Raw genomic sequence first — 23,492 nt, 5'->3', positions numbered from 1 at the left:
ACCACCCAGATCACGAGGGCAATTCATCCTCCGCCGCCCGTTTCGGGGCAACTTCTCCAGCCTAGCGCATTCGGCCCACCCGGTCAAACCAGGCACGCTCACCACCATCCGGAGCACGCCACCTCCACCAGCCCGAACCTCGCGGCCCGCACTCGCTCTCGGCGACCTCCAATAAGTTACGCAGACGTGAACCCAAACGCAAATCGCCAGGTCACGCGTGCAATTGGGGCCGAAATGCACGGCGGCGCCGGTGAACACCGGCGCCGCCTACATCGTCGTCACGATCAGTGGACGCGGACCCCGGCGAGGTTCTTCTTGCCGCGGCGGAGCACCAGCCACGACCCGTGCAGCAGATCATCCTGCGCGGGGCTCCACTCCGGATCGTCGACGCGGGCGTTGTTGACATACGCGCCACCCTCGCCGACGGCACGTCGTGCCGCACCCTTGCTGTCACAGAGTCCGGAGGCGACCAGGAGATCGATGATCGTCCTCGGGGCGTCGGACGCCACCTCGACAGCGCCGGCGTCCTCGAGTGCGGCGCCGAGCGTCCGCTCGTCGAGCTCAGCCAGTTCGCCCCGCCCGAACAGGGCCTGGGATGCCGCCTGCACCGACTCCGTGGCCGCCACCCCGTGCACCATCGTGGTCATCTCCTCGGCGAGGCGCTTCTGTCCCGCGCGCAGGTGCGGCGTGTCCCGGGTGAGTGCCTCCAACTCCTCGATCTCCTCACGACCCAGGAACGTGAACCAGCGCAGGTAGCGGACCACGTCGGCATCGGAGGTGTTGAGGAAGTACTGGTACCAGGTGTACGGGCTGGTCAGGGCGGGGTCGAGCCAGAGGCTCCCGCCACCCGTCGACTTGCCGAACTTCTTCCCGTCGGACGAGGTGACCAGGGGGACGGTCATCGCGTGGACAGTCTCGCCGTCCATCCGGCGGTTGAGGTCGACGCCGCCGACGATGTTCCCCCACTGGTCGGAGCCGCCGATCTGCAGGGTGCACCGCATGGTGCGACGCAACTGCACGAAGTCGTTGGCCTGCAGGAGCATGTAGGAGAACTCCGTGTACGAGATCCCGTCGCCGTCCAGACGACGTTTGACGGTGTCCCGCCCGAGCATGGTGTTCAGGGAGAAGTGCTTGCCGACGTCGCGCAGGAACTGGATGGCGGTCAGGTGCCCGGTCCACTGCATGTTGTTGACCACCCGGGCGCCCACGGGCCCCTCGGTGAGGTCGACGAACAACTCGAGCTGACCCGTGATGCGCTCTGCCCAGTCGGCCACGGTGTCCGCGGTGTTCATGGTGCGCTCCCCCACCTCCCGGGGGTCCCCGATCATGCCGGTCGCTCCCCCGGCCAGGACGATCGGCCGGTGCCCCGCCAACTGGAATCGCCGGAGGGTGAGGAGCGGGATGAGGTGACCCGCGTGCAGGCTGGGCCCGGTCGGGTCGAAGCCGCAATACAGCGACACGGTGCCCGCGTCGAGGTGTTCACGGAGCGCGTCGAGGTCTGTCGACTGCGCGATGAGCCCCCGCCACTGCAGGTCATCGAGGATGTTGGAAGTCACGAGCGACATTGTCCCTTATCGGCGCGTCGGGCTACCACGGGGCAGGGGGCGGGGCGGGGTGCGAGGCGGGGTCTGGGGCGGGGTTCGGGGCGTGCGGCGCCCGTGGACTGCGCCGGTAGGAGGACACCTCCCTGGCGCCTGCGATCCAGAACCGCCACGGGCGGTCGGCCGCACGGGACACACCCACCCGGGGACCGGACCGGATCTGCGACGCGGGGACGGGATCAGGACGGAACGTGACCGACGACGACGAATCCAGCACGTCCATGCCCCGGTAGGACAGCTCGATCCCCATCACCCTGCCGAGGTTCCCCGGGCCGCGCGCCGCGCGCTCGGGGAGTATCCCGGGCCGGCGCTGCTGGGCCGCCTCGTGTCCACCCACCACGCGTCCTGCGCGGATGAGGACGCCGCCCCCTTCCCCTCGGGGACGGCAGGTGATGTTGGCGCACCGATGGATCCCGTGGCTCAGATAGACGTACAGGTGCCCGGCATCCCCGAACATCACCTCGTTCCGCGGCGTCGGACCCGGCCACGTGTGTGCGGCGGGATCCGGATGGGCCGAGCCGGCCGGGCCCCCGTAGGCCTCCACCTCCATCACCCGTACCGCGACGGGCCCGTGGGTCAGGACACCTCCCAGCAGGGACCGCGCGGCCTCGTCGGGGTCCGCGTCGCGGAGCAGTGCCCGGAACGTGTCCCCTCCGTCCTGCGGCAGGGTCACTCCTGCGGAGCCCCGCCCGCCCGGGCAAGCAAATCCTCGTGCTCCGCGTCGTCCACCGGACGTGACTCGTCCACCAGCAGCACCGGGATGCCGTCGTCGATCCGGTACGCGCGGCGCAGGCGGGGGTTGTAGAGCGTGTCGTCACCCGCCAGGAGGAGCGGCCCCTTGTCCTCGGGGCAGGCGAGGATCTCCAGCAGGCGGTCATCGATGACGGACATGGAGCTCACCCTACCCAGTCGGCGAGGTCGTCACGGACTTCTCCCAGCCGCCTCCGCTGTGCGGCCACCGCGGTGCCGGCGGTCCCGCCCCGCGCACTGCGCGACGCGATGGATCCCGTCACCGTGAGGACGTCGCGGACCTCCGCGGTGAGTGCCGGGTCGATCGAGGCCAACTCCTCGTCGGTGAGCGCGTCGAGTCCCACACCGCGGGACTCGGCCACCCGGACGCACTCCCCGGCCGCCTCGTGGGCGACCCGGAACGGCACACCCTGACGCACCATCCACTCCGCGATGTCGGTGGCCAGCGTGTACCCGGCCGGAGCGAGCGCGGCGAGGCGATGCGGGTGGAACTCCAGGGTCGAGACCATCCCGGCCATCGCCGGGAGGAGCAGGTAGAGCTGGGCCACCGAATCGAACAGCGGCTCCTTGTCCTCCTGCAGATCCCGGTTGTAGGCCAGCGGTTGGGCCTTGAGGGTGGCGAGCAGGCCGGTCAGGTTGCCGATCAACCGGCCCGTCTTGCCGCGCATCAGTTCCGCGACGTCCGGGTTCTTCTTCTGGGGCATGATCGAGCTCCCGGTCGACCACTCGTCGGCGAGCGTGACATATCCGAACTCCGGGGTCGACCAGGCGATCACCTCCTCCGCCAGGCGGGAGAGGTCAACTGCGACCTGCGCGAGGACGTACGCCGCCTCGGAAGCGAAGTCCCGCGAGCTCGTGGCGTCGATCGAGTTGTCCGCCGCGCGATCGAAGCCGAGTTCCGCCGCGATCGCGTCCGGGTCGAGCCCGAGGGACGACCCGGCCAGGGCGCCCGAACCGTACGGCGACACGGCAAGGCGTCGATCCAGGTCACGGATCCGGTCGACGTCGCGCAGCAGCGGCTGGGCGTGTGCCAGGAGCTGGTGTGCGAGCAGGATCGGCTGCGCGGCCTGGAAGTGCGTCTTGCCCGGCATGACAGTCTCAGGGTGCTCGTCCGCCTGGGCCACCAGGGCGTCGACCACGTCGAGGACACCCCCGGCCACCTCCCGCACCGCGTCGCGCAACCACATCCTGAACAACGTGGCGACCTGGTCGTTGCGGGACCGGCCGGCCCGGAGGCGCCCACCCACCTCGACGCCCACGCGGTCGATCAGGCCGCGTTCGAGGGCGCCGTGCACGTCCTCGTCCGACTCGGCCGGGACGAACGCGCCGGAATCGACATCCGCGGCCAGGCGGTCCAGACCGTCCAGCATCGCGTCGAGCTCCGGACCGGAGAGCAACCCCGCGCGGTGCAGCACCCTGGCGTGGGCCTTGGAGGCCCTGATGTCGTACGGCGCCAACTCCCAGTCGAAGTGCGTGGACTTGCTCAGGGCGGCCATCGCCTCCGCGGGCCCGCCCGCGAAGCGCCCACCCCACAGGGCCCCGGCGTTGGTGCCGTGCCGTTCGTCCTGCCGGTCGGCGTCGCTCACAGCCCGAGATCCCTCTTGGCGGCGATCTTGGAGCTCAGGCCGTGGAGGTTGACGAAGCCCTTGGCGTAGCTCTGGTCGAACGAGTCACCCTCGTCGTAGGTCGCGAGGTTGAAGTCGTACAACGAAGAGTCGGAACGACGGCCGTTGACGACGATGGAACCACCGTGCAGGACCATCCGGATGTCCCCGGAGACGTGCTGCTGGGTGTTGTCGATGAAGGCGTCGAGAGCGTACTTGAGCGGGGAGAACCAGAGGCCGTCGTAGACCGCGTTGGACCACTCGTCGGAGACCCCCGACTTGTACCGAGCCAGCTCCCGCTCGAGGGTGACGTCCTCGAGCGCCTTGTGCGCGGTGATGAGGATCATCGCCCCCGGCGCCTCGTAGACCTCGCGGCTCTTGATGCCGACGAGCCGGTCCTCGACCATGTCCAACCGACCGACACCCTGGGCTCCGCCGCGGCGGTTGAGCTCGATGATGGCCTCGAGCACGGAGACCTTCCGCCCGTCGATCGCCACCGGGATGCCCTCCGAGAAGGTGACGGTGACCTCGTCGGGAGCGGCGAAGTTGAGGGTGGGGTCCTCGGTGTAGTCGTAGACGTCCTTGGTGGGGGCGTTCCACAGGTCCTCGAGGAAGCCGGTCTCCACCGCCCGGCCCCAGACGTTCTGGTCGATCGAGAACGGGGACTTCTTGGTCACGTTGATGGGGATCTCGTTCTGCTCCGCGAACTCGATGGCCTTCTCCCGCGTCCAGGCGTAGTCACGGACCGGGGCGATGACCTCGAGGTCGGGGGCGAGCGCGCCGAAGCCCACCTCGAAGCGGACCTGGTCGTTGCCCTTGCCGGTGCACCCGTGGGCGACGGATGTTCCACCGTGCATCTTGGCGGCGGTGACGAGGTGCTTGACGATCAGCGGGCGGGAGATCGCCGAGACCAGCGGGTACTGCCGCATGTACATCCCGTTGGCCTTGATCGTGGGGGCGCAGTACTCGTCGGCGAACTCGTCGCGGGCGTCCACGACGATCGACTCGACGGCGCCGCAGTCCAGGGCACGCTGCCGGATGACGTCCATGTCCTCACCGCCCTGGCCCAGGTCGATGGCGACGGCGACGACCTCGGCGCCGGTCTCCTTGCCGATCCAGCTGATGGCGACCGAGGTGTCGAGGCCGCCGGAATAGGCGAGGACTACGCGATCGGACATGGTGTGTGCTCCTTTGATGTTCGGGTCGGAAGAGTATCGGGGGCGGGTGGTGGCGGTCAGACCGGGCGCCGGGCCAGCGAGGCCAGCCGGTCCGCGAGCTCGGCGCCCCCGACGGGCTCACGGGCCATCACGAATATGGTGTCATCCCCGGCTATCGTCCCCACCACGTCCTTGAGGTTCGCGCGGTCGAGAGCGCTCGCCAGGAAGTTCGCGGCGCCGGGCGGGGTCCGCAGGACCGCGATATTCCCGCTGTGATCCGCAGAGACCAGGAGATCGCCGATGAGCCTGCCGAGCCGGTCGGTGCCCCCGGGGATCCCCGGGGCCCGGCTGCCGTCCTCCGGGATGACGTAGCGGCCAGCCCCGCCGTCCGCTGCCCGGAGCTTGACGGCGCCGAGCTCGTCGAGATCGCGGCTCAGGGTCGCCACCGCGACGGCGATGCCCTCCTCGGCCAGGACCTCGGCCAGCTCGGTCTGGCTGCGGACGGCACGACGCTCGAGGATCTCGGCGATCCGCGCGTGTCTGGCCGTCCTGCTGACCGTGCCCACCGTGGTCACGACCGCTCCAGGAGCCAGACCAACAGTGCCTTCTGGGCGTGGAGACGATTCTCGGCCTCGTCGAACACGCGGCTGCGGGGGCCGTCGATGACCTCCGCCGAGATCTCCTTGCCCCGGTAGGCGGGGAGGCAGTGCAGGACGATGACATCGTCGGACGCCTTGTCGACCGAGTCCTGCCCCAGCTGGTAGTCGGCCAGGTCGCGGAGCCGGTCCGTCGCCGAGTCCTCCATCCCCATCGACACCCAGGTGTCCGTGATGAGGACGTCGGCCCCGACCACCGCCGAGTCGACGTCGGTGGTGATCGCCACGGAACCGCCGGTTCCCGCCGCGACGCGCTCCGCGTCCGCGACCACCTGGCCTGTCGGTTGGTAGCCCTCCGGTGCGGCGATGGTGATGTGCATGCCCGCGGTGGCGAACCCGAGCAGGTACGAGTGCCCCATGTTGTTGGCGCCGTCTCCGAGGTACACCGCGCGCAGGCCCGCCGTGCGTCCGAAGTTCTCCCGGATCGTGAGGAGGTCCGCGAGGATCTGACACGGGTGGAACTCGTCGGTCAGGGCGTTGACCACCGGAACGTCCGAGTGCGCGGCGAGCTCGTCGAGGCCGTCCTGCGAGTAGGTCCTCCAGACGATCGCCTCAACGTAGCGCGACATCACCCGGGCGGTGTCCGAGAGGGTCTCACCCTTGCCCATCTGGGTGGATCCGGACTCCACCACGATGGCGTTCCCGCCGAGTTGGGCGATGCCGGCGTCGAACGAGAACCGCGTCCGCGTGGACGTCTTGTCAAAGATGACGGCGACCGAGCGCGGACCCTCGAGCGGGCGGGCCGAGAACGGATCGGCCTTGAGCCGCAGACCCAGATCGAGGACCTCGGCCTGTTCCGCGGGGCTGAGGTCGTCGTCGCGCAGGAAGTGCCGCACCGACGGGGTGGCTGCGGTCATGAGGTGGACTGCTTCGGGGTCGCGGCGTCGAGGATCGCGGGGAGTCCCGCGACGAACCGCGCGACCTGCTCCTCGGTCAGGATGAGCGGTGGTGCCAGGCGGACCACGTCCGCGGTGGTGGCGCCGACGAGGTACCCGGCCTCCCGCGCCGCCCCCTCCACCGACTTGGCGAGCGGGGCGGTGAGGACGACGCCCAGCAGCAGGCCGCTGCCGCGGACGTGGTCGACGAGTGGGTGGTCGAGGCACTCGATCTCCGCGGCGAGGATCTTCCCGAGCCGGTCGACGTGCGCGACCAGGTCGTCGGCCTCGATCGTGTCGAGGACCGCCAGTGCGGCCGCGCACGCCACGGGGTTGCCGCCGAACGTGGTCCCGTGCTGGCCCGCGGTGAGTAGTTGGCCGGCCGCGCCGACCGCGAGGCAGGCCCCGATCGGCAATCCGCCTCCCAGTCCCTTGGCCAGGGTGATCACGTCCGGGACCACCCCTGCCCGCCGGCTGGCGAACATCGCACCGGTGCGGCCGATGCCGGTCTGGACCTCGTCGACGATCATGAGGATCCCGTGCTCGCTGCACAACGCCCGCACGTCCGACAGGAAGCCCTCGGGGGGCTCGACGACACCGCCCTCGCCCTGGAGCGGCTCCAGGATGACGGCGGCGGTGTCCCCGGGAGCTTGGCTGATGAGCGCGGTGAGGGCCTCGATGTCGCCGTAGGGGAAGAACTCGACCCCGGCGGGCATCGGCTCGAACGGCTCCCGTTTGGCGGGTTGTCCCGTCATCGCGAGCGCGCCCATGGTCCTGCCGTGGAACCCGTTCTCGGCCGCGAGGATCCGCGAGCGGCCCGTGCGGCGGGCGATCTTGAACGCCGCCTCATTGGCCTCCGCGCCGGAGTTGCAGAAGAAGGCGCGGACGGGTTCGTCCACCGCCAGCAGCGACTCGAGCCGTTCGGCCAGCGCCACGACCTTCGGGTGGATGTAGAGATTGGACACGTGGCCCAGCTCGGCGACCTGGCGGCTGACCGCGTCCACCACCGCCGGATGTGCGTGGCCGAGCGCGTTGACCGCGATCCCGCCGAGCAGGTCCACGTATTCGCGGCCGTCGGCCGAGATCACGGTGACGCCCCGGCCCGAGACGAGCTCCAGGGGCGGGGTCCCGTAATTGCGCATGAGCGAGCTCTCCCACCGTTCGGTGAGGGACGTGGTGTCGGATCCGGTCATGACGCGCCTCCTACCGGTGTGCGGATCTCGTGGTCACCCGCGGTGACCATGGTGCCGATGCCGCCCTCGGTGAGAATCTCGAGCAACACGGAATGTTCGACGCGCCCGTCGATGACGTGGGCCGCCCGGACCCCGCCCTGTACCGCCCGCAGGCAGGCCTCCATCTTCGGGACCATCCCGCTCTCGAGTGACGGGAGCATCTGCTCGAGCGGACCGGTTCCCAGGTGCGTGACCAGTGAGGACCGGTCCGGCCAGTCGGTGTAGAGGCCCTCGACGTCGGTGAGGACGACGAGCTTCTCGGCGCCGAGCGCAGTGGCCAGTGCACCGGCGGCGGAATCGGCGTTGATGTTGTGGACGGTGCCGTCGGCATCCGGCGCGATGGTGGACACGACCGGGATCCGGCCGGCCTCGATGAGGTCCAGGACTGCGGCGGGGTCGACCGACTCCACATCGCCGACCAGCCCGATGTCGGTCGGCTCGCCGTCGACCATCGCCGTCCGCCGGACCGCGGTGAACAGCCCCGCGTCCTCCCCGGAGATCCCGACCGCGTACGGACCGTGCGCGTTGATGAGGCCCACGAGCTCCCGGCCGACCTGCCCGAACAGCACCATTCGGACGATGTCCATGACCTCAGGGGTGGTCACCCGGAAGCCTCCGCGGAACTCGCCCTCCATCCCCAGTCGGCCGAGCATCGACGTGATCTGGGGGCCGCCACCGTGGACGACGACCGGCTTGAGACCACAGGTCCGGAGGAACACCATGTCGGCCGCGAACGCCGCCTTGAGCTGGTCGTCGATCATCGCGTTTCCGCCGTACTTCACCACGACGATCGTGTTATGGAACTTCTGCAGCCAGGGCAGCGCCTCGGCGAGGACGTGCGCACGGACGAACGGCGTCAGTTCGGTGGACCCGTCGTTCATCTTGGTGGTCATGTCAGGCCTCTTCCGGCTGGTCGGGAACGGTCACGGTCAGTCGCACCTCGGCGCCCCCGCGGTGGCGGAACGCGAACTCCACCCCGTCCGTGGTGCGTGCGGGCTCCGGCCACGGCGACCGGTCGGTGTCCGGTCGGAAGACCAGGACCTCGATCGGACCGACCTCGGTACCGGATCGGGCGCCGACGAACCGGGCCACGTCCTCCGCGACGGAGTGCGTGAACGTGAATTCCTCCCCGGGGTCCCCGGATCCGGGTCCGTCGAGCAGGACCACCGCGCGGATCGCCGGAACCTCGGCGCTCAGGATGCTCCACCGCAACTCCGCGGCATCCGCACCCTCGCCGTGGACCTCCAGGACCGACGTAGTGCCCGGAGGAGCCACCCAGAACAGCCCGCCGTTCCCGACCGGATCAGACCACGACTCGAGTCCGTGGGCGCGGCCACCGGATACCGCACCGGACAAGGCGCCCACACTCACGGTGCGAGGCCGACCGTGCTGAGTCCGGCCGCCTCCGGGAGTCCGAGAGCCAGGTTCATCGACTGGATGGCGCCACCGGCGGTGCCCTTGGCGAGGTTGTCGATCGCAGCCGTGAACACAGCACGTCCGGCCCGCTCGTCGACCTCGATACCCAGTTGGACGGCATTGGACCCGAGGACCGAGGCGGTCATAGGCTGCACCCCCACGGGGAGCACGTGGACGAAGGGCTCGTCGTCGAACGCCTCGGCATACACCCGCCTCAGCTCCTCCGCGGTCGCGGTGGTCGGGGCGACCGCGGTGGTGAGGATTCCCCTGGCCATCGGGGCCAGGACAGGGGTGAAGCTCACCGACACCCGCGACTCGGTGACCGCCCGCAGGTTCTGGGTGATCTCGGGAGCGTGACGATGGGTGGTGACTCCGTACGCCTTCGCCGAGCCCATGACCTCCGAGGCGAGCATCGGTACCTTGGCGGACTTCCCCGCACCCGAGGCGCCGGTGACCGCGACGATCGTGATCCCCGACGCGTCGACCAGGCCGTCCGCGACCGCCGGGAACAGCGCGATGCTCGCCCCCGTGGGGAAGCACCCGGGGACCGCGATACGGCGGGTCGACCTCAGCGCCTCCCGCGCTCCGGGGAGCTCGGGCAGACCGTACGGCCAGGTGCCGGCATGGGCGGAGCCGTAGTAGGCCTCCCAGTCCGCGGCGTCGGAGAGCCGGAAGTCCGCGCCCAGGTCGACGACGAGGACGTCCGGCCCCAACTGCTCGGCGATCTCCGAGGAGTGCCCGTGGGGCAGCCCCAGGACCACGACGTCGTGACCGGCCAGGGTGTCCGCACTGGTCTCGACCAGGACACGGTCCGCCAGCGGGAGGAGGTGGGGATGGTGCTCGGAGAGCGGCTGGCCCGCGTTGGACCCCGCGGCGAGCGCGCCGATCTCCATCTCACCCGACACCACCGCGGGATGCCCGAGGAGGAGGCGGAGGAACTCCCCTCCCGCGTATCCCGATGCACCCGCGACTGCCACTGTGATTGCCATGCGCACGAGTATGCATCAACATGCAATCTTTTGCACACCCGCTGCCATCCGCGCCACCCCCGGCCCGATCACGCCCCGATCTGACGCCGCCCGCCACCGAAGCGGCTCTGCCCCAGATCCACCGAGCCGCCCACCCGACGCCCTTCCTGAATCCCCGAGGAACCCACGCGACGCCGCGCGCCACGGACCGCAGACGGGAAGCGACGCCGCAGCTCACTGTCCGCTCGCTGGGCGTCGGACCGCAGGACGAGCCCGGCCCCGGCGGCGTCGGTGCTCACCGCGACCGCTCCCCGCTCGGCGGCGGCCAATCGGCGCCCCACCTCGTGTGCGAACCCCGTCATGAACGACTTGCGGTGGGTGACCGCCGGAACACCGGGAGCCGGTCGCTGGCGTGCCGCCGCCGCGAGCATGATGCCGGTGAGAGCGCCCGCCAGCATCCCGACCCGCTCGACGTGCCGGCGCACCCCCACGACGTGGACCACCCTCGTGCCGTCGAGGCGGGTGGAGGTGACGGCCCGGCAGTGCATCGCGGCCGCCAGCGAGGCCACCAGGCTCACCTGATCCGGCTGGTACCTGCCCGCGACCGGATGGTCCAGGACCACCACCTCCGCCGGTTGCGCATCGGGCCCGGATCTCGCCAGTGCCTCGTCGACCCCGTACTTGGCGAGCAGGCCGTACGCCCGCTCGAGAAGGACCTCGGCCTCCGGCGTTCCGGCCACACTCTCGGCCTTGGCGAAGAGCTTCCGGACCCGATCGAGCGCCCGGGCCGCCGACGCCGCGGCAGGGGTCCGGGCGGAGGATGCGGTGGAGGATGCGGTGGTGGACTCTCCGGAGGACTGCTGCGTGGTGCTCATTTTCTGCTCCTGATCTCGGCTGTCTGCTGAGTCGGATGTTCGCACAGGTGTACGACAGTGGCCCGGAGCTGAGAGTGATATCGCAGGGGGCTCAGTGGTGGAGGAACCAGGTGTGGTCGAGTGGCCCGGCCCCCCGGCCCACCTCCAGATCGAGCCCACCCCGCAGCGCGCCGTCCATCCAGGGCCGGACCCGCCGGTACGCCGCCTCCCAGTCAGCGGTACCCACCCGGGCGGTGGCCAGGGCGGAGGACAGCGAGCATCCGGTCCCGTGGGTGTTCGGGGTGTCTACGCGGACGAAGGGCAGGCACACGGTCGAGCGCGCCCCACCCGCCGACCGGACGAGGACGTCCTCCGCGCTGCCGTCCTCGAGATCGCCGGTCGTGGCGAGTACCGAGCACCCGGTCTGCTCGTGCACGAGTGCGGCCTGTTCCACGATCATCTCGATACCGCTCGCGGCGGGCTCGCCGCACAGGACTCCGAGTTCCGGGACGTTGGGGGTGACCAGGTCCACGAGGGGAACGAGGTCCCGCAGCATCCGCGAGGCGTCGTCACTGGCGAGCCTGCCCCCGGTGGTGGCGACCATGACCGGGTCGAGGACGACGTTCGGCGGCCGCCGGCGACGCAACCAGTCCCCCACCGCCTCGACGAGGGACGCCTCTCCGAGCATGCCGATCTTGACCGCGTCGATCCGGACGTCGTCGGCGACCGCGTCGAGTTGGGCCACGACCGTCTCGACGGGAACGGAGTGCACACCCTCGACCCCGAGGGTGTTCTGGATCGTGACCGCGGTGACGGCTCCCATCGCGTACCCGCCCATCGCGGCGACGGACTTGACGTCCGCGAGCAGGCCGGCGCCCCCGGACGGGTCGGTGCCGGCGATGCACAGAACCCTCGGGACCCCGGCCCGCTCAGCCGCCTGCGACACCTCAGCCACGGAGCGTCGCCCCGACCGCCGCCTGCGCGGCCTCGACCGCCGCCGTGCGCCACCGGGTCGCCTCGTCCTCGGTGAGCGTCCGGTCGTCCGCCCGGAAGCTCAGGGCGTACGCCAGCGACTTGCGGTTCTCGCCGAGCTGGGAGCCGGTGTACACGTCGAACAGTCGCACGCTCTCCAGGAGATCCCCGCCGCCCGCGCGCAGGGCCGCCTCGACCGAGGACGCGGGCACGCCCGCCTCCACCACGAGCGCGACGTCCTGGTTGACGGCCGGGTAGGCCGAGATCGAGGGCGCTGGCAGCACCTCGTGGGCCCCGACGGCGGTGAGGTCCAGCTCGACCGCGCAGGACCGGGCGGGGAGACCGAGCCGCTCGCATGCGGCGGGATGCAGCTCCCCGGCGTGACCGACCACGGCGCCGTCGACCAGCGCCTCGACGCAGCGGCCGGGGTGCCACGGCGCCCGCTCGGCCGCCCGCACGTCGACGTCGGCGCCGAGGGCACGGGCGACGATCCTCACGGCCTCGACCGCGTCGAGGGCGTCCGCGTCACGGCCCGGCCCGGCGTGACCGGCCGGGACACGCTTACCGGTGTAGAGCGTGGCCACGTGCAGCGGCTGGTCGGGCAGCGACGCACTGAGGCGCTCCCGTTCCTGCGGGGTGGGCTCGCGATCCACCGGCAGCATCTCGACCGCCGCTGTGGTCGGGGTCCGGAACGAGACCTGAGCGATCGAGAACAGCGCCAGGTCTCGGGTTCCCCGGGTGAGGTTGCGACGGGCGATCTCCACCAACGACGGGAGCAGCGTCGTCGCGAGGTGCGCCTTGTCGCTCTCCAGGGGGTTGACCACGGACATGGTGTTGCGCCGCTCGTCGTCGTCGGCCAGCCCCATCGCGTCGAACACCGACGGGTCACAGAACGGGGACGTCAACACCTCGACGTGTCCGGCCGCGGCCAGCGCGTGACCGACGGCGCGTCGACCACGCTGGGCCGCGGTGAGTCCGCGGCCGGCGGGCGCGGTGGGCAGGACCGACGGGATGTTCTCCAGGCCCTCCAGGCGCAGTACCTCCTCCACCAGGTCCGCCGGGAGCGTGAGGTCGGGGCGCCACGGCGGAGGGGTCACCTCGAGCAGCACCTCGTCGTCCCCGGAGACGCCGCACCCGATCTGCTCCAGTCGGTGCCGCGCGGTGCCCGACGGATACTCCACTCCGGCGACGCGCGAGGGCCTGCCCGCGTCGAACGCGATGGTCGGCATGACCGGGGCGGATCCGACGTCGGTGAGCGAGGCCTCCACGGAGCCGCCGGCGATGTCGGCGAGCAGCGTCGCGGCCCGGTCGAGGGCGGCGATCGTCGCGGCCGCGTCGACACCACGCTCGTACCGCTTGCCCGCCTCGCTGGGGAGCTTGTGGCGGCGGATCGTCCGGAACACCGCGAGGGTGTCCCACACGGCGGCTTCCAGCAGCACGTCCGTGGTGTCCCCGGAGACCTCGGTGTCAGCGCCGCCCATGACCCCGGCCAGTGAGATCGGGCCGCGGTCGTCGCAGATCACCACGTCCTCGGGGTCGAGAGAGCGCTCGACGTCGTCGAGGGTGGTGAGCGTCTCCCCCGCTCGTGCCCGTCGGACGGTGAGACCACCGCGCAGTGTCGCGGCGTCGAACGCGTGCATGGGATGCCCGAGTTCGAGCATCACGTAGTTGGTCACGTCGACCGCCGGCGAGATCGGACGCACCCCCGAGAGCAGCAGTCGACGGGCCATCCACCACGGCGTCCGGGCGGACGGGTCGATCCCGGTCACCCGGCGCAGGGCGAAGCGCCGCGCGCCCGACTCCGCCGCGACCTCCAGGGGCCAGGTCTCACTCCCGGCGGGCAGTCCCAGCTCGGTGGCCGGGTCCGCGAAGTCCAGATCGAATCCGCACGCGAGCTCCCGGGCCAGACCGCGCGCCGACAGGCAGTAGCCCCGGTCCGGCGTCACGTTGAGCTCGATGACGGTGTCGGTCCCCGCCGCGCCCGCGTCCAGGACGGCCCCGGCGTCCAGCACCGGGCCGGCGGGGTCACCTGGCTCCGCCGTCCCGTCGGCGAGCACGATGATGCCGCTGTGGTCGGATCCGATCCCCAGCTCGGACGCCGAGCAGATCATGCCCTCACTGGGCTTGCCGTAGGTCTTCCGCCTGCCGATCTCGAAGCCACCGGGAAGGACGGTCCCCGGCAGCGCGACCACCACTAGGTCGCCCTCGGCGAAGTTCCGGGCACCGCAGACGATCTGTTGGGGCTCGTCGGCGCCCACGTCCACCAGGCAGAAGCGGATGGGTTTCTTGAATCCCTCGAGCTCCTCGATGCTGCTGACCCGACCGATGGTGAGCGGCCCCGAGATCTCGGGCAACTGCTCCGGCTCGCCCTCGACTTCGAGACCGACACGCACGAACCCCGCGTCGAGCTCGGCCGGGGTCACCGACCAACCATCGTTGGCCCGCTGCAGGATCTCGGTCAGCCAGGACTGCGCAATTCGCACTGTGGGGGTCCTTCGTCTTCTCGTGTGGAAGGGGGTGGTGGGTCAGGCGCGGATGCCGAAGGGCAGCGAGAACCGCACGTCCCCCTCGACCATGTCCCGCATGTCGGACAGTCCGTTGCGGAACTGCAGCGTGCGCTCCAGGCCCATGCCGAAGGCGAACCCCGAGTAGACCTCCGGGTCGATACCGCAGGCGGTGAGCACGTTGGGATGGACCATCCCGCACCCTCCCCACTCGACCCAGCCGGCGCCGCCCTTCTTCCGCGGGAACCACACGTCGACCTCGGCCGAGGGCTCGGTGAAGGGGAAGTAGTTGGGCCGCATCCGGGTCCGGGTCTCCGGGCCGAACAGGGCGCGGGCGAAGGCGTCGAGCGAGCCACGCAGATGCGCCATGGTCAGGCCCTTGTCGATCGCGAGCCCCTCGACCTGATGGAAGACCGGGGTGTGGGTCGCGTCGAGCTCGTCGGTGCGGAAGGTCCGTCCCGGACAGGCGACGTAGATCGGTGGCTCCCGGTCGAGCATCGTCCGGATCTGCACCGGCGAGGTATGCGTCCGCAACACCTGCCGGCTGCCCTCGGGCGCGATGTGGAAGGTGTCCTGCAGTGTGCGCGCAGGGTGATCCGGGAGGAAGTTCAGCGCGTCGAAGTTGTAGTGCTCGGCCTCGACCTCCGGGCCCTCCGTGATCTCCCACCCCATGGCCACGAACACGTCCATGACCTGCTCGGTGATGATCGTGATGGGGTGCTGGGCTCCCACGGGCGCCCGGCCGGACGGAACGGTCAGATCGAGCGTCTCGGCCACGAGGACGGCGGCGTCACGCTCCGCCTGGAGCTCTGCGAGCCGGGCGTCGTACGCCTGCTGGACCCGGCCCCGGGCCACGTTGACCGCCTTCCCGGCGGAGGCCTTCTGCTCCTTGGGCAGCGACCCGAGGGTCCGGCGCCCCAGCGCGACCGGGCTGCGGTCACCCAGGTGGGCGGTCTTGGCCGCCGCGAGTGCCTCGAGGTCTGTCGAGACGGCGAACGCCCTCTCGGCCTCCGCCGCGTAGTGCGCCAGCGACTCCTCGTCGATCCGCACCTCGACAGCGCTCGTGTCTTCGCTCACCTGTGCTCTCGTCCTCCCCGTCGCGGCGATCTCCGGCGATCGCCGGCGGCATCCCGCACCAGGATAGTCGATCGGTATCTCACGCCCCGGCCCACGTGCTCCCGCCCGTCAGCGGACCTCGTCCACCGCGCCGGAGTCGACGAGCAGCTCGCGGGTCGCCCGGAAAGCCCGCCGCATCCGCCGGTCGTGGGTCACGAGCAGGACCGTGCCGTCGAAGGCCTCCACCGCACTCTCGAGCTGCTCGATCGCGGGCAGGTCCAGATGGTTGGTGGGCTCGTCCAGCACGAGCAGGTTGACGCCGCGCTGCTGCAACAGTGCCAGCGCCGCCCGGGTCCGCTCCCCCGGCGACAGGGAGGCGCACGACCGGGCGACGTGCTCGCCGCCCAGTCCGAACTTGGCCAACAGCGTCCTGCCCTCCGTGGGGTCCACCCCGTCGGGGTCCGCGGCAGCGCAGAACGTATCCAGCAGGGACCCCGGCCCGCCGAACTCCGAGCGGGCCTGGTCGACGCGTCCCGCCGCGACCCCTGCTCCCCTTCTCACCCGCCCGGCGTTCGGGAGTCGATCTCCGGCGAGCAGACCCAGCAGCGTCGACTTGCCGGATCCGTTGGCACCGGAGATCAGCACCCGGTCCCCCGCATCGATCTGCAGGGTCACCGGCCCGAGCGCGAAGTCGCCACGGCGGAGGACGGCCTCGCTCAGGACGGCCACGACAGATCCCGACCGCGGTGCGGCCGCGATCTCCATCTTCAGCTCCCACTCCTTACGTGGTTCGGCGACCACGTCGAGCCGCTCCATCGCGCGCTGGGTCTGGGAGATCTTCGCGGCCTGTTTCTCCGACCGCTGTCCGGCCCGGTTACGGATGTGTTTGTCCTTCTCCGCGTCCCTGCCGCCCGACTTGCGCATCGTGGTGCGGACGCCCTTGTCGAGCCACGTCTTCTGGGTCTGCATGCGGTCCTTGAGCTGACCGACCCGGCCCGCGTACTCCTCATACGCCTCGCGCGCCCGTTGCCGCGCCAGCGCGCGTTCGGCGAGGTAGGACTCGTACCCGCCGTCGAACACCGTGATCTGCCTCTGGGCGGAGTCGAGCTCGACGATCCCGGTCACGCACCTGGCGAGGAACTCACGGTCGTGACTGACCACCACCATCGGACGCCGTTCGGTCTGTATGAAGTCCTCCAACACCGAGAGCCCCGCCAGATCGAGGTCGTTGGTCGGCTCGTCCAGCAGCAGAATGTCGTACTGGCTCAGCACCACCGCGCAGAGGGTGACGCGCGCGGCCTGACCACCCGAGAGCGCCGCCATGGGCAGGTCCAGCACTGCCCCGTCCAGGCCGAGCCGGGCGGCGACCACCGGGATCCGCTCGTCCAGGTCTCCACCGCCGAGTGCCAGCCACCTCTCGAGGGCGTCACCGTAGGCATCGGCCGCCGAGTCCGAGTCCGCCATCCGCGCGGCGAGGTCGTCCATCTGCGCCTGCGCGTGGGCGACCCCGGTGACGCGGTGGAGGAAGCCACGCACCGCCTCGTCGTCGTGACGATCCACCTCCTGACGCAGGAGACCGACCGTCGCGTCCGGTGGGCTGACGGTCACCGTCCCCGTCATCTCGGCGTCGGGTTCGCCGGCCAGTGCGTGGAGCAGGGTCGATTTGCCGGCACCGTTGGGGCCGGTGAGGCCCCAGACGTCCCCCTCGGCGACGACGAGGTCGAGTCCGGCGAACAGTGAGCGGGCTCCCCGCGCAGCACCCAGGCCGCGGGCCGTGAGGGTGGCGGTCATGAGGAGGCGGCCTGCAGGCGCGCGCTGGTGTGGAGGCAGATCGAGGCCGCGGTAACGATGTTCAGGCTCTCGGCTCTCCCCCGGATCGGGATCCGCACCCGCAGATCGGCGCCAGCGGCCAGCTCGTCCGGGACGCCGTGCGCCTCGTTGCCGAAGACCCACGCCGTCGGCCGGGAGAGCTCCTGTCCGGCGTGTTCGATGTCCACCTCGCCGTCACCGGTGGCCACGGCGACCTGGAGGCCCAGGCGGTGGGCCCGACCGATCAGGTCCAACTCAGCGACCCCCCGCACCACGGGGAGGTGGAAGAGACTGCCCGCCGAGGCGCGGACGGCCTTGGTGTTCTCCGGGTCCACCGCACCCGCGGTGAGCCACACCGCGTCGGCACCGAGCGCGTCGGCGACGCGGACGAGGGTGCCGACATTGCCCGGCTCGGCCAGCGCCTGACCCACCGCCACGAGCCGCGGAGCACGCTCGCCGGTGTCGCGGGGCTCACCGGACTCGGGTGATCCATCGGACGCCTCAGACGCGGAGGGCTCCCGCACGACGGAACGACACAGCGCGACGATCCCCGTCGGCGACACGGTGTCGGACAGTGCCCTGACCGCGCGATCGGTGACCACGGAGACGGCGACCCCGGACGCCGACGCCGTGGTGACGAGGTCGGAGAACCGCTCGAGCGAGTCCTCGCCGCAGAACACCTCGATCGCGGCGCCGGCCGCGAGGGCAGCCTCGACCGCGTTCGCCCCCTCCGCGAGGAAGCGACCAGCCTTACGGCGGGCAGCGGCCCGGTGGAGCTTGGATGCGGAAACGACCCGCGGGGTCCGTTCGGTGAACGGTTCCGCGGGTCGTCCGGTGCCCTGCCCGGGCCGGGTGCTGTGCGTCAAGTCGCAGGTGTCAGGCAGCCGGCGCGTTGACGTCGGCCGGCAGTGCGCCACGGGCGACCTCGACCAGCGCCGTGAAGGCGGCCGGATCGGTGACGGCGAGGTCGGCGAGCACCTTGCGGTCCACCTCGACGCCCGCGAGCTTGAGGCCCTGGACGAAGCGGTTGTACGTCATGTCGTTGGCGCGGGCCGCCGCGTTGATGCGGGTGATCCACAGCTTCCGGAAGTCGCCCTTGCGTGCACGACGGTCGCGGTAGCTGTAGGTCATCGAGTGGAGCATCTGCTCCTTGGCCTTGCGGTACAGCCTCGAACGCTGCCCGCGGTAGCCCTTGGTGGACTCGAGTACGGTCCTACGCTTCTTCTGGGCGTTGACTGCCCTCTTCACGCGTGCCACTGGTCAATCCTCACTGATCTGGGTGGCCACCTCGACGGTGACCGGAAGTACTACGTATGGGAGAGGGCTCAGAGCCCGAGGAGCCGCTTGATGCGGGGGACGTCGGCCGGCGCGACGTCCGTGCGACCGTCGAGACGACGGGTGCGCTTGGTGGGCTTCTTCTCCATGATGTGGCGGCGGTTGGCCTGCTGGCGCACCAACTTGCCCGTTCCGGTCTTCCGGAAGCGCTTGGCGGTGCCCTTGTGGGTCTTCATCTTCGGCATGATCGGTCTTCCTCACATGGTTCGTCCCGAGAGACCGGTGGGGTCTCGGGTGAGCGGACGACGTGCGTCCGGTGGTCGGTGTGGTGCCGGAGTCCTACTCCGAGGCGGGGTCGGTGACCTTCGACTCCTGCGCCTTGACGCGGGTCTTGGCTCCCTTGTGGGGGGCCACGACCATGGTCATGTTGCGGCCGTCCTGCTTGGCACTGGTCTCGACGTATCCGTACTCGGTGATGTCGTCGGCCAGGCGCTGCAGTAACCGGTACCCGAGTTCGGGGCGGGACTGCTCCCGACCCCGGAACATGATCGTCACCTTGACCTTGGAGCCCTTCTCGAGGAAACGGACGACGTTCCCCTTCTTGGTCTCGTAGTCATGGGTGTCGATCTTGGGCCGGAGCTTCTGCTCCTTGACCACGGTCTGCTGCTGGTTCTTCCGCGACTCGCGCTCTTTCTGCGCCGCCTCGTACTTGAACTTTCCGTAGTCCATGATCTTGCAGACCGGCGGGCGCGCGGTGGGCGCGACCTCGACGAGGTCCAGATCGGCCTCGAGGGCCAGACGAAGTGCATCCTCGACGCGAACGATCCCCACCTGCTCGCCCCCGGGGCCGACGAGTCGGACTTCGGGGACACGGATTCGTTCGTTGATACGTGCTTCGGCGCTGATGGGCCCTCCTCGGTAGATGGTGCTGGTGTCCGCGACCCCTGGCGCGGTCGCGCATCCGCCCTCGAGGGACCCCTGGCGACGCCGGACAGACCGGTGACACCGAGAAGGCCCCACGGCACGGATACCGGGGGCCTCTCACTCCTCACCCGCCGACGACGACTCACCCGCGATCAACTCGCGGACCCCTCGCCGGGGGTGGTGACCATCAAACTACCTGGGGCGTCGGATGGTGGGAGATCGGGCTCCTCTTGGACGTCGGAACCCACCACATAGCGGGCTCCCACAGTCACCTGAGAACTGTACCAGTGTTGCGGGGGACCCCCAAACCGGTCCGGCCGCCCGGCGTGGAGAAGCCCGTGGGACAGTATTCGGCATGAACACCGACCGCCCCGCGTCAACAGGCCCCTCCGACGGCGCGGCCGCCGAGACCTCTCTCGAAGACCACCTCGATGCCCGCGAGGTCGAGATCGTCGAACTCGCGGACGTTCCCGCCCAGGAGATCATCTTCCGCTCGATCGTCGTTCTGATGAGCGCCGCGGCGGAGAAGCTCGGGTTGTCCGACGATGACCCGACCGCGAGTCCGCACCTCGACCTCGACGAGTCCCGGAAGCTGATCACCTCCCTCGCGGGTCTCGTGACCGGGTCCGCCGAGTACCTCGGTCCGCAGGCCGGCGTGGTCCGGGACGGCCTCCAGGGGTTGCAGCGGGCGTTCCGGGAGGCCAGCGCGTTCCCCGACGAGCCCGGCGAGGGCCCCGGCGAGAAGTTCACCGGACCGGTGTACTGACCCCCGCCTGATCCGGGCGTCCGGATCAGCGCAGCGCCCGTGCCTTGCGTGCCGCCTTGGCCGCGGCGGCCTTCTTGGCCGGAGCCTTGGTCGCGACCGTCTTCGTGGTGGCCGCCTTCGTGGTGGCAGTCGTGCCGGCAGAAGCCCTGCCGGCCTGCTTTCCCCCGGGCCGACGACCCTCCGCGGGCTCCTCCTGCACGGCGGGGAGAACCTGCGCGAGGAAACGGCCGGTGTGACTCTCGGGCACCGTCGCCACCTGCTCGGGAGTGCCCTCCGCCACGACGACACCACCACCGGCCCCACCCTCGGGCCCCATGTCGATCACCCAGTCGGCACTCTTGATGACATCCAGGTTGTGCTCGATCACGATGACGGTGTTGCCCTTGTCGACGAGACCCTGGATCACCAGGAGGAGCTTGGTGATGTCCTCGAAGTGCAGACCCGTGGTGGGCTCGTCGAGGATGTAGACAGTCCGTCCACTCGACCGCTTCTGCAGCTCGGCCGCGAGCTTGACCCGCTGCGCCTCACCACCGGACAGGGTCGGCGCCGACTGGCCCAACCTCACGTACCCCAGTCCGACCTGCGAGAGCGTCTTGAGGTACCGGTGGATCGAGGTGATCGGCTCGAAGAACTCGCACGCCTCCTCGATCGGCATGTCGAGCACCTCGGCGATGGTCTTGCCCTTGTAGTGGACTTCGAGGGTCTCGCGGTTGTAGCGGGCGCCCTGACACACCTCGCACGGGACATAGACGTCCGGCAGGAAGTTCATCTCGATCTTGAGGGTGCCGTCCCCTTGGCAGGCCTCGCATCGCCCGCCCTTGACGTTGAACGAGAAGCGCCCCTGCTTGTAGCCGCGGACCTTGGCCTCGGTGGTCGCCGCGAACAGCGTCCGGATCTTGTCGAATACCCCGGTGTACGTGGCCGGGTTTGACCGCGGCGTGCGCCCGATCGGCGACTGGTCCACCTGCACCAACTTGTCGAACGACTCCACCCCGTCGATGCGGGAGTGCCGACCGGGAACCTGACGTGCCCGGTTGAGCTGATTGGCGAGGGACGTGGCGAGAATGTCGTTGACGAGGGTGGATTTTCCCGACCCGGACACCCCGGTGACGGCGCACAGCACGCCGCCGGGGAACACTACGTCGACGTTCTTGAGGTTGTTCTCGCGGGCCCCGCGTACGTGGAGGACCTTCTCCGGGTTCAGTCCGCGCCGCGTCTCGGGCACCGCGATGGACCGCCGACCCGCCAGGTAGTCACCCGTCAGCGACTCCGTGCTGGCCAGCAGCCCGGCGTAGTCCCCGGAGTGCACGACGCGTCCCCCGTGCTCGCCGGCCAACGGCCCGATGTCGACGATCCAGTCGGCCGCGCGGATGGTGTCCTCGTCGTGCTCCACCACGAGAAGCGTGTTCCCCAGGTCCCTCAATCGGACGAGCGTGTCGATGAGACGACGGTTGTCCCGCTGGTGCAGACCGATGGAGGGTTCGTCGAGGACGTACAGCACCCCGGCAAGGCCCGAGCCGATCTGGGTGGCCAGCCGGATGCGCTGCGCCTCGCCACCGGACAGGCTGCCCGCCACCCGGTCCAGGGACAGGTAGTCGAGTCCCACGTCGAGGAGGAACCCCATCCGGGCCTGGATCTCCTTGAGGACCCGGCCGGCGATCATCGCCTGGCGGGAGTCCAGTTCCAGCCCGTCGAGAAACTCCGCACAGTCGGCGACCGACATCCGCGAGATGTCCGCGATCGACCGGTCGCTCCCGCCGGGGCCGGTCATCGTCACCGCGAGGATCTCCGGCTTGAGTCGGGTCCCCTCGCAGGCGGGACACGGTACCTCGCGCATGTACCCCTGGTAGCGCTCCTTCTGCGACTCCGACTCCGTCTGCTCCAGTCGACGCTTGAGGAACGACATGACGCCCTCGAACTTGGCGTCGTACGTGCGGACCCGGCCATAGCGGTTCTTGTACCGCACCCGCACCTTCGTCGACGCGCCGCCGAGCACCGCCTTGCGCACCTTGGCCGGCAGGTCCTGCCATGGCGTACGCAGGTCGAAGCCCAGGTCGTCGGCAAGTCCCGACAGCAGCTGCTGGAAGTAGTCGGCGCTCTGACCCCCCGACCACGGTGCGATCGCGCCGTCGGCCAACGAGCGCTCCGGATCGGGTATCACCAGGTCGGGATCCACCTCCAGGTGGGAACCGAGTCCGTCACAGACCGGGCAGGCGCCGTAGGGCGAGTTGAACGAGAACGCGCGGGGCTCCAGGTCGTCCAGTCCGATCGGATGGCCGTTGGGGCAGGCCATGTGTTCGGAGAACCGACGCCGCCGGGCCGGGTCGGTCTCGTCCAGATCCACGTAGTCGATCACGATGACGCCGTCCGCCAGGCCCAACGCGGTCTCGACGGAATCGGTGAGGCGCTGGCGCGACGACGGCTTCGCGGCGAGGCGGTCGACGACCACCTCGATGTCGTGCTTCTCCTGCTTCTTGAGCGTGGGCGGCTCCGCGAGGGTGTGGAGTTCACCATCGACCCGCACGCGGTTGTACCCGTCGGCCGCGAGCTGCGCGAACAGGTCGACGAACTCCCCCTTCCGGGTGCGCACGACCGGCGCGAGGACCTGGAACCGCACGCCCTCCTCACCGGCGAGGATCTGGTCGACGATCTGCTGAGGGGTCTGACGCGAGACCACCTCTCCGCACGTGGGGCAGTGCGGCACACCCGCCCGTGCGTAGAGCAGACGGAGGTAGTCGTAGACCTCGGTGATCGTGCCCACGGTCGACCGCGGGTTTCGGTTGGTCGACTTCTGATCGATCGACACCGCCGGGGAGAGCCCCTCGATGAAGTCGACGTCCGGCTTGTCCATCTGACCGAGGAACATGCGCGCGTAGGAGGAGAGCGACTCCACGTACCGACGTTGGCCTTCGGCGAAGATGGTGTCGAACGCCAACGAGGACTTGCCGGAGCCGGACAGTCCGGTGAAGACGATCAGGGAGTCGCGCGGGACGTCGATGTCCACGCCCTTCAGGTTGTGTTCCCGTGCGCCGCGGACGACCAGACGGTCCACCATGGGTACTCCTTCCGAGGG

At 70.2% G+C, this 23,492-nt stretch carries 22 protein-coding genes; 1 reads left to right on the top strand and 21 read right to left on the bottom strand.

The features are described 5' to 3' along the window. Positions 1-284: 284 nt before the first annotated feature. From tyrS to infC, 20 genes are all read right to left on the bottom strand, one after another. Entirely contained in the window at positions 285-1,565 is a 1,281-nt protein-coding gene (gene tyrS / locus H483_RS26140) for a tyrosine--tRNA ligase (protein ID WP_017836245.1), read from the bottom strand. Positions 1,566-1,587: 22 nt separating this feature from the next. Continuing rightward, positions 1,588-2,274: a DNA-3-methyladenine glycosylase gene (locus tag H483_RS26135; protein ID WP_017836244.1), complete on the bottom strand. Its 687-nt coding sequence runs from the start codon at positions 2,272-2,274 to the stop codon at positions 1,588-1,590. Beyond that, positions 2,271-2,492: a Trm112 family protein gene (locus tag H483_RS26130; protein ID WP_031264682.1), complete on the bottom strand. Its 222-nt coding sequence runs from the start codon at positions 2,490-2,492 to the stop codon at positions 2,271-2,273. The genes H483_RS26135 and H483_RS26130 overlap by 4 nt, the downstream gene beginning before the upstream one ends. Before the next feature lie 5 nt (positions 2,493-2,497). Further along, positions 2,498-3,937, bottom strand: coding sequence for an argininosuccinate lyase (argH, locus tag H483_RS26125; protein WP_017836242.1), 1,440 nt, complete (start codon positions 3,935-3,937; stop codon positions 2,498-2,500). Then, positions 3,934-5,133, bottom strand: a complete 1,200-nt coding sequence (locus H483_RS26120) for an argininosuccinate synthase (protein ID WP_017836241.1) — start codon at positions 5,131-5,133, stop codon at positions 3,934-3,936. The genes argH and H483_RS26120 overlap by 4 nt, the downstream gene beginning before the upstream one ends. Before the next feature lie 56 nt (positions 5,134-5,189). Continuing rightward, positions 5,190-5,687, bottom strand: coding sequence for an arginine repressor (locus H483_RS26115; RefSeq protein ID WP_017836240.1), 498 nt, complete (start codon positions 5,685-5,687; stop codon positions 5,190-5,192). Next, on the bottom strand, positions 5,684-6,625 hold the full coding sequence (gene argF, locus H483_RS26110) for an ornithine carbamoyltransferase (protein ID WP_017836239.1): 942 nt from the start codon (positions 6,623-6,625) through the stop codon (positions 5,684-5,686). Before argF ends, H483_RS26115 begins: the two co-directional genes overlap by 4 nt. Then, positions 6,622-7,836, bottom strand: coding sequence for an acetylornithine transaminase (locus H483_RS26105; protein ID WP_017836238.1), 1,215 nt, complete (start codon positions 7,834-7,836; stop codon positions 6,622-6,624). Before H483_RS26105 ends, argF begins: the two co-directional genes overlap by 4 nt. After that, positions 7,833-8,768 (bottom strand): acetylglutamate kinase, encoded by a 936-nt coding sequence (gene argB, locus H483_RS26100; RefSeq protein ID WP_017836237.1) that lies wholly within the window; start codon positions 8,766-8,768, stop codon positions 7,833-7,835. Before argB ends, H483_RS26105 begins: the two co-directional genes overlap by 4 nt. Before the next feature lies 1 nt (position 8,769). Further along, positions 8,770-9,246, bottom strand: coding sequence for a hypothetical protein (locus H483_RS26095; RefSeq protein ID WP_017836236.1), 477 nt, complete (start codon positions 9,244-9,246; stop codon positions 8,770-8,772). Then, the gene (argC, locus tag H483_RS26090) at positions 9,243-10,280 is read right to left on the bottom strand and encodes an N-acetyl-gamma-glutamyl-phosphate reductase (protein ID WP_031264681.1); all 1,038 of its coding nucleotides are present in this window, start codon (positions 10,278-10,280) and stop codon (positions 9,243-9,245) included. Before argC ends, H483_RS26095 begins: the two co-directional genes overlap by 4 nt. A 68-nt stretch (positions 10,281-10,348) precedes the next feature. Continuing rightward, entirely contained in the window at positions 10,349-11,134 is a 786-nt protein-coding gene (locus H483_RS26085) for a DUF2786 domain-containing protein (protein WP_017836234.1), read from the bottom strand. Between the two features lie 91 nt (positions 11,135-11,225). After that, entirely contained in the window at positions 11,226-12,068 is an 843-nt protein-coding gene (gene thiD / locus H483_RS26080) for a bifunctional hydroxymethylpyrimidine kinase/phosphomethylpyrimidine kinase (protein ID WP_017836233.1), read from the bottom strand. Beyond that, positions 12,061-14,568 carry a phenylalanine--tRNA ligase subunit beta gene (gene pheT, locus H483_RS26075; RefSeq protein ID WP_017836232.1) on the bottom strand — a complete coding sequence of 836 codons (2,508 nt, stop codon included), beginning with the start codon at positions 14,566-14,568 and terminating at the stop codon, positions 12,061-12,063. The genes thiD and pheT overlap by 8 nt, the downstream gene beginning before the upstream one ends. Positions 14,569-14,610: 42 nt before the next feature. Then, positions 14,611-15,666: a phenylalanine--tRNA ligase subunit alpha gene (gene pheS, locus H483_RS26070; RefSeq protein WP_017836231.1), complete on the bottom strand. Its 1,056-nt coding sequence runs from the start codon at positions 15,664-15,666 to the stop codon at positions 14,611-14,613. A gap of 108 nt (positions 15,667-15,774) precedes the next feature. After that, on the bottom strand, positions 15,775-17,436 hold the full coding sequence (locus tag H483_RS26065) for an ABC-F family ATP-binding cassette domain-containing protein (RefSeq protein WP_017836230.1): 1,662 nt from the start codon (positions 17,434-17,436) through the stop codon (positions 15,775-15,777). Beyond that, complete coding sequence (locus tag H483_RS26060) at positions 17,433-18,320, bottom strand: RNA methyltransferase (protein WP_017836229.1); 888 nt, start codon at positions 18,318-18,320, stop codon at positions 17,433-17,435. The genes H483_RS26065 and H483_RS26060 overlap by 4 nt, the downstream gene beginning before the upstream one ends. Before the next feature lie 10 nt (positions 18,321-18,330). Continuing rightward, the gene (gene rplT / locus H483_RS26055) at positions 18,331-18,711 is read right to left on the bottom strand and encodes a 50S ribosomal protein L20 (protein ID WP_017836228.1); all 381 of its coding nucleotides are present in this window, start codon (positions 18,709-18,711) and stop codon (positions 18,331-18,333) included. Positions 18,712-18,779: 68 nt separating this feature from the next. Next, entirely contained in the window at positions 18,780-18,974 is a 195-nt protein-coding gene (gene rpmI / locus H483_RS26050) for a 50S ribosomal protein L35 (RefSeq protein WP_007630819.1), read from the bottom strand. Between the two features lie 94 nt (positions 18,975-19,068). After that, complete coding sequence (gene infC / locus H483_RS26045; protein WP_081615119.1) at positions 19,069-19,653, bottom strand: translation initiation factor IF-3; 585 nt, start codon at positions 19,651-19,653, stop codon at positions 19,069-19,071. Between the two features lie 355 nt (positions 19,654-20,008). On the opposite strand from infC, the gene H483_RS26040 reads away from it, so the two are divergent. Continuing rightward, positions 20,009-20,419 (top strand): DUF1844 domain-containing protein, encoded by a 411-nt coding sequence (locus H483_RS26040; RefSeq protein ID WP_017836226.1) that lies wholly within the window; start codon positions 20,009-20,011, stop codon positions 20,417-20,419. A gap of 25 nt (positions 20,420-20,444) precedes the next feature. On the opposite strand, the gene uvrA is transcribed toward H483_RS26040, so the two are convergent. After that, positions 20,445-23,474: an excinuclease ABC subunit UvrA gene (uvrA, locus tag H483_RS26035; RefSeq protein ID WP_017836225.1), complete on the bottom strand. Its 3,030-nt coding sequence runs from the start codon at positions 23,472-23,474 to the stop codon at positions 20,445-20,447. Positions 23,475-23,492: the final 18 nt, after the last annotated feature.

It is taken from the genome of Dietzia sp. UCD-THP (assembly GCF_000349585.1).
GTDB classification, from domain to species: Bacteria; Actinomycetota; Actinomycetes; order Mycobacteriales; family Mycobacteriaceae; genus Dietzia; species Dietzia natronolimnaea_A.
Note: the sequence above shows the minus strand (reverse complement) of the source record. Positions and strands in the feature narration are given on the sequence as shown.

Bases quoted from the DNA above. Each gene is read 5' to 3' on its own strand.
- tyrS (WP_017836245.1), bottom strand. From the start codon at position 1,565: ATGTCGCTCGTGACTTCCAACATCCTCGATGACCTGCAGTGGCGGGGG.
- H483_RS26130 (WP_031264682.1), bottom strand. From the start codon at position 2,492: ATGTCCGTCATCGATGACCGCCTGCTGGAGATCCTCGCCTGCCCCGAG.
- H483_RS26120 (WP_017836241.1), bottom strand. From the start codon at position 5,133: ATGTCCGATCGCGTAGTCCTCGCCTATTCCGGCGGCCTCGACACCTCG.
- argF (WP_017836239.1), bottom strand. From the start codon at position 6,625: ATGACCGCAGCCACCCCGTCGGTGCGGCACTTCCTGCGCGACGACGAC.
- H483_RS26105 (WP_017836238.1), bottom strand. From the start codon at position 7,836: ATGACCGGATCCGACACCACGTCCCTCACCGAACGGTGGGAGAGCTCG.
- argB (WP_017836237.1), bottom strand. From the start codon at position 8,768: ATGACCACCAAGATGAACGACGGGTCCACCGAACTGACGCCGTTCGTC.
- argC (WP_031264681.1), bottom strand. From the start codon at position 10,280: ATGGCAATCACAGTGGCAGTCGCGGGTGCATCGGGATACGCGGGAGGG.
- H483_RS26085 (WP_017836234.1), bottom strand. From the start codon at position 11,134: ATGAGCACCACGCAGCAGTCCTCCGGAGAGTCCACCACCGCATCCTCC.
- H483_RS26065 (WP_017836230.1), bottom strand. From the start codon at position 17,436: ATGACCGCCACCCTCACGGCCCGCGGCCTGGGTGCTGCGCGGGGAGCC.
- rpmI (WP_007630819.1), bottom strand. From the start codon at position 18,974: ATGCCGAAGATGAAGACCCACAAGGGCACCGCCAAGCGCTTCCGGAAG.
- H483_RS26040 (WP_017836226.1), top strand. From the start codon at position 20,009: ATGAACACCGACCGCCCCGCGTCAACAGGCCCCTCCGACGGCGCGGCC.
- uvrA (WP_017836225.1), bottom strand. From the start codon at position 23,474: ATGGTGGACCGTCTGGTCGTCCGCGGCGCACGGGAACACAACCTGAAG.